General features: G+C 42.6%; 5 protein-coding genes. 3 read left to right on the forward strand and 2 right to left on the reverse strand.

What is annotated here, in order from left to right; translation table 11 throughout:
* Positions 1-529: 529 nt before the first annotated feature.
* Both Q0954_RS32515 and Q0954_RS32520 read left to right on the forward strand, forming a co-directional pair.
* Positions 530-2,191, forward strand: coding sequence for an RHS repeat-associated core domain-containing protein (locus tag Q0954_RS32515; protein ID WP_299465729.1), 1,662 nt, complete (start codon positions 530-532; stop codon positions 2,189-2,191).
* A complete protein-coding gene (locus tag Q0954_RS32520) occupies positions 2,181-2,600 on the forward strand; it encodes a hypothetical protein (RefSeq protein WP_299465732.1) in 420 nt (139 codons plus the stop codon). Before Q0954_RS32515 ends, Q0954_RS32520 begins: the two co-directional genes overlap by 11 nt.
* A 161-nt stretch (positions 2,601-2,761) precedes the next feature.
* On the opposite strand, the gene Q0954_RS32525 is transcribed toward Q0954_RS32520, so the two are convergent.
* Together Q0954_RS32525 and Q0954_RS32530 are read right to left on the reverse strand one after the other, a co-directional pair.
* Positions 2,762-3,112, reverse strand: a complete 351-nt coding sequence (locus tag Q0954_RS32525; RefSeq protein WP_299465735.1) for a hypothetical protein — start codon at positions 3,110-3,112, stop codon at positions 2,762-2,764.
* A 161-nt stretch (positions 3,113-3,273) separates the two neighbouring features.
* Complete coding sequence (locus tag Q0954_RS32530; protein ID WP_299465738.1) at positions 3,274-3,621, reverse strand: helix-turn-helix transcriptional regulator; 348 nt, start codon at positions 3,619-3,621, stop codon at positions 3,274-3,276.
* A 162-nt stretch (positions 3,622-3,783) separates the two neighbouring features.
* On the opposite strand from Q0954_RS32530, the gene Q0954_RS32535 reads away from it, so the two are divergent.
* Positions 3,784-5,603, forward strand: a 1,820-nt coding sequence (locus Q0954_RS32535; RefSeq protein WP_299465741.1) for a CHC2 zinc finger domain-containing protein, incomplete at its 3' end; no start/stop codon positions are given.

The raw sequence follows: 5,603 nt of genomic DNA on the forward strand, positions 1-5,603 counted from the left end.
TGCGTGCCCCACCTGGCACCCGCAAAATGCCTACCGCTCGCGCAGCCTCGGTGGGTCGGCGGGCATCCTTCAGCCGTCGTCGTTCGCTTGGGCTTACCCGCGATCCTTCCTATCGTCAGGACTTGCCCCCACTCCTTTGGGCTTCGGCTGTAAACACGGGCGGGCCCCAACGCGCGTCTGGTTTGCTGCAAAGTAGTGGTTTCGAAAGTTGGTTGTTTGGGTTGTCCCCGCGCCTCCGCTGCGCGCAGTGTTTGCGCTGGTTCACTTAGTCGTGCCTCCTGCGTTCACCCGCGCGCTCACTTTGCCTGGCTCCCCTGGTTAATTTTATTTTCTTCTGAAGGATATTGTTTGTATTTTTGGCTGCGCCTGGTGAATTTTTGGTGCGATGTTCTTTGCTTTATTTTTTCCGGAATCATTCTAATGAACGCGCGTATTGACATTACTTAGGATCAGGATAGGTACGTAACTATTTGATCTTAGGCTATTTAGGTGCGCGGAGGTCAAAGACCACCTTACTAACGTCCGCAGTGTGGTAACGGATCAAAAACGTTACCTGGAGGCTGGAAACGTATTTACGGAGTACGCCAATGTACGGACGTTTAAGAATTACTATCCGTTTGGGATGGAGCAGCCCGGCGACGAGGTTGCGCCCGTGTTGATTCCGGTGAATTTACCGGATGGTTGGGGCATTTACGAGATGACGGGCTGGATGGGAAGCATTGGTCTGGAGACGGCACTTAAAGTAAATCTGGACTACGCACCGGATACCGCGAAATGGGTGTTTGGAAAAGAATACGTCTCGACTCCTTTGCAGACTTACGAGGTGAGTTTTGATGTTGCCCTGGATAGTTTGAGTTCAAGCGACAACGAACTGAAGGTCACCATAAAAGATGCAGCAACTAATCAAATCATTAAAGAAGAAGTTTACACCGCCAACGGAAACTTCAAACTTCGCTACTTAGCTACTGGCGACACTACCAAAATTTTATTTCATTTGAATGATCCGACTCCTAACATTGGGAGTCAATTAGAAGTTACCGGAATTGCTCTGAATAAGACTGATTTTGGAGATTACCGTTATGGTTTTAATGGTAAAGAGAATGACCAGGAGTGGGGTAAACTGATTCAAGATTATGGATTCCGTTTGTATAATCCGGCGATTGCAAAGTTCTTGAGTGTTGATCCGTTGAGTCCTGAGTATCCTTTTTATACGCCTTATCAATTTGCGGGGAATAAACCTATTGAGGCGATTGATTTGGATGGACTAGAGGAATGGAAAGTTGTAAGTGATAATTTTCACCAAGGGACTTTATTTAGAGCAACCGATAAAAACTGGATAAAACAACAAGGAGAAGCAGTAAAAGCTGTTTTTCTCCTAAGAAGAGTTGACAGTGATATGCAAATAAAGGGTTATGATAACGCGTACGGAGAATGGACAACCGTTTCAGAGGACCCATTTTCAAATGACATGGCTAAGAAAGCGGAACGTTTTGTCAATCATATGCAGCAAAGTCAAAGCAACTTTGCTCACAAAGCCGCTCCTTTCTTTGCTGCAGCTCTTGCGCCTATTGCAATATCAGAAATTACTGCACAGGTTTCTTGGGAAGGAGTCACTAGTTTTTATCGGGCTTTTAATGCAGCATCAAAATTCCGTGTGCCGTTTACAGGCAAGGTTTCAAATGGTTTATTGTATAGTAATAATGTATTTGGGGCTGGAGAGTCAGCAATGTTGATTGGAGGAGTAAATTTGGGTTTCCAAATAGTCAGTCAAATCGGAATGGTAGCATATCGTGGAGGTGATGCGATGGATTATGCCAATGCTATGGGTAAAGTAGATGTTGCAGATTCTTTCTTTACAGGGCTATCTGCTTATACGGGTAATTTTATATGGTCTACTTTAGGGTCGGCTTTTATTGATATGAGTATGACCCATATTTCGACACCCTTCTTTGGGGCTGGTACAACTATAGATAATAATTATCAACAGGTTAAAGCAGAAAAAAAACTTTGGAGATATGTTTTCTTGGATGGGACTATGAATACTACAGCAGCAGGAATGGGAATGCTTGGAAAAGATACCTTTAATCCATTTAAAACTGCAGCATCTCTTCAAGGGCTTTTTACTCCAGCTAAAAGTCTCTTAAAAAATGACAAAGTAACAAAACCACTTAATGATAAAGATGACAAATAATAAAGATATAAAGAAAAAGTTGACGTGGAAATCTGTTGTTTACCCATTTTTGTTATTATGTGTCTTTATTGTTTGTTTGTTGTTATTCAAATATTTTGAATTAAGGAGTAATGGTAAGTATACTATTGCAAAAATAGTAAGAATAGAGCAGGATCTTATGAACTACCACACCGTAACTTATACTTTTCGGTTGAACAATAAAGATTATCAAGGTTCTACCGAGTATTTTGGTGATGTTGATTGTCAGATAGTTATAGGTGATAAGTTCTATGCTATTAGCTCTTCTTGGTTACCTTCTTTCAATAGCTTGCTGGTTTGTGAGAAGCCAGTCAAGCCTGGAGAAGTAATTAAAGGGTTGGATACTATGAAAATAGATAAAAAGTATATTATCTGGCATAGATTTCCCTAGAAGCCCCTTAAGTCTTTGACTTATGCCAAATAAATAAAAAGAAAGTTTACGACTTTCTTTACAAAACCAAAGCCTGATTCATTAATTTGAGTCAGGCTTTTTTTATTTCCCCGGTGTGCGGGATTTTAAAACTTATGATCTGAAAAAGAGGGTAGGAGTTTTTAGCTTTTTGGTTTTTTGGGTGTAAATATCATGCCTTCGCCCATTCCTTTACTTTCACTCCAAGCCCATTTAATATGAGTTCTGAGTTGGGGGTTTGGTTCAAAAAAGCCCTGGTATTGAAAAATAATTGTTTCGTCCAGATATACTTTATAATGAAAGTAGAGGCTTTCTTTGTAGACAGGGGTTGACCTGATTTCATTTAAGACGGCTTTTTTTTTCTGGTCAAAATCTCCGCCAATAGGAAAGTAATCTAAGTTTTGTTGGGTTTGTAAAATTACTTCTCCTGGTTGAAAGTTTTCATCCAGTTCTCTATGGTCTATCTCAAGTCTTATTTTTTGTTGTTGGTACATGGTATAAAATTGAGTTGGTTTTTATTTTCTTATGAACTGAAAAAGAGGGAGTTATGCTTTGAGAAATGGGGATATATTTCTAATTTTACAATTATGTCTTGTATAGTCATGAGACGTTTTAAACCCTGCTCTTTAGTTAGAGTGGGGTTTTTTAGTTTTGTCTAGGTGAGCTTTTGCTGTATTTCCACCTTAAATATAAAAGCATCTAAAAACTCCATCAATAGCCGTTTTTTGTCCTCCGGCATTTGTTCAATCTTTTTAAATTTAGTTAGTAACTCCTCACTTTTAATATAGAGGTGTGCTTTGTCTTGTACTGTTCCATTCATCAAAAAATCAGGTGAAACGTCCAAGGCTTGGGCGAGTTTATTTAATACTTCAGATGATGGTTTTGCGTCACCTCTTTCGTATCTACCAATGTTTGTATAATGAACTTTGGCTATTTCGGCTAAAGCTTGCTGTGATATTTTCTTGTTTTTTCTAGCCTCTTTTAGTCTCTCTCCTAAACTCATTTTAAAGCGTTTTTACATTGTTATTTAGTCAAAAATAGCAAAAAATACACTGAAATACGAATTTTTTAAAGTGAGTGAGTAATATTTATAGCTTATGTGCTTGACTTTATAAAGTGGATAAGGTATGTTTGAAGCAAATATGCACATTTTAATTTTTTTCTCATGACTATTAAAGATATAAAAACTAACCTCTCCATCACCACCGTCTTAGCCCACTACGGCTTAAGCGTCAACGGAAACAATCGCATGTGTTGTCCATTTCATAATGATACCAAACCGAGCATGGAGGTGTACCCGAAGTCGGACACGGTATTTTGTTTTAGCAGCAATTGCGAGGCGCACGGGAAGCCTATAGATGTGATTGATTTTGTGATGCACCAGGAGAAGTTGAGCAAGCACGAGGCTATTTTGAAGTGTAAGTCGCTGTTGGGTGCTCCTGGTGGTGGGGGAGTGGCGGCTTCTGCTGTAGCACAGGCGCAGCCTATGGTGTCTGAAAAAGTGCGCGTAAAGACAATGACGGCGGCTTTTGCTCATTTCCAAAAGGCGTTTGCTCAAAGTAAGGCGGCTCAAGCGTACATGCAAAGTCGGGGTTTGGAGCGGGTGCAGGAGGTGGGTTTCCACGATGGAAAGTTGAGCAAGCCTTTGCGTGCCGGGCTGGATGCTTTGGGTATTTCTTCGGCTTGGGGTCGGGGTTGTATTATTTTTCCTCTGAAGAATGCCCAAGGTGATATTGTAAGTTTTTACGGGCGTAGTATCAGCAATAATACCGATCAGCGGCACTTTTATAGTACGCAGCGCCAGGGGCTTTACCCGGCATATCCCGATTTGCAAGGCACTAAGTATCTGGTACTTACGGAGAGTGTGATTGATGCGGCGTCTTTTCCGGTAGATGATGCGGATACGGCGGTGTTGGCTTTGTATGGGACCAATGGTCTTACTCCGGCACACAAACAGTTGGTGGTACAAATGCCGCATCTGGAGGAGATTTATTTGTTTTTTGACGGGGATGATGCGGGGCGCAAGGCTTTGAAGACCAGGGCGGATGAGCTTTGGAAAGTGTGGTTGCATGGTTCGTCGTCAGTGGCTTCGCAAACGATTAGTAGTGTGCCTACTCCGGAGGGCGAAGACGTGAATTCTTTATTGGTGGCTTATGGCGAAGTGGTGGAAGCTTCGGACGAGCCTTCGATTTTTCGCCATCTCCTGAGTCAGAAAACGGTGCTTTACTCAGGAGGAGGGAGCGCAGCCAAAGTGAGCAGCAATGGCACTACAGCAGCACCCGTGCCGGGTTTCAAGTTCGATACGTCGAACCCTAAAAAACTGGTGTTGGAGACTTTGAATGGACGTTATCAGTTGCAAGGGGCGCCCAAACCGGAGCTGGAGTCTATGAAGGTGACTTTGTTTATTTACCCGGTGCCTGGTACGGGTAGTAGTAGCAAGAGCCGCCAAAAGGTAGATTTGTTTGATGACCGTCAAATAGATAAATGCGCTCGTGAAACCAATGCTAAGTTGGGAATTGCTTATGAGTTGTTGTTGATTGATTTGAACCAGTTAGCCGATGAGTTGGAGGCTTACCGCGATGCGGAGTTGGCGGATTTAGCGGGTAGCCAAAGCCAGGGCAAGCAGCCTAAACCGGTGCCCGCCGCGCTGCAAAAAGAATGTTTGGCTTTGTTGCGTTCGGCTGATTTGATGACGAAGCTAAACGAGCACATCGGGGCTTGTGGGGTGGTAGGCGAGGAGATGAATCGTTTGTTATTGTTCTGTGTTGCAAGTAGTTATAAAATGCCGGATACTTTGCACGCTATAGTACAAGGAAGTAGCGGGGGCGGTAAATCGCACTTGTTGAATGCCATCGAAGAACTTATGCCCACCGAAGATGTTCACAGCGTTACCCGGATTAGTGAGCGTGGACTTTATCACTATGATAAGTACGAGCTTTGTAACAAACTTTTTGTGATCCAGGATTTGGACGGTTTGGGTGAGGA

This window comes from uncultured Microscilla sp. (genome assembly GCF_947493425.1).
GTDB lineage: Bacteria > Bacteroidota > Bacteroidia > Cytophagales > Microscillaceae > Microscilla.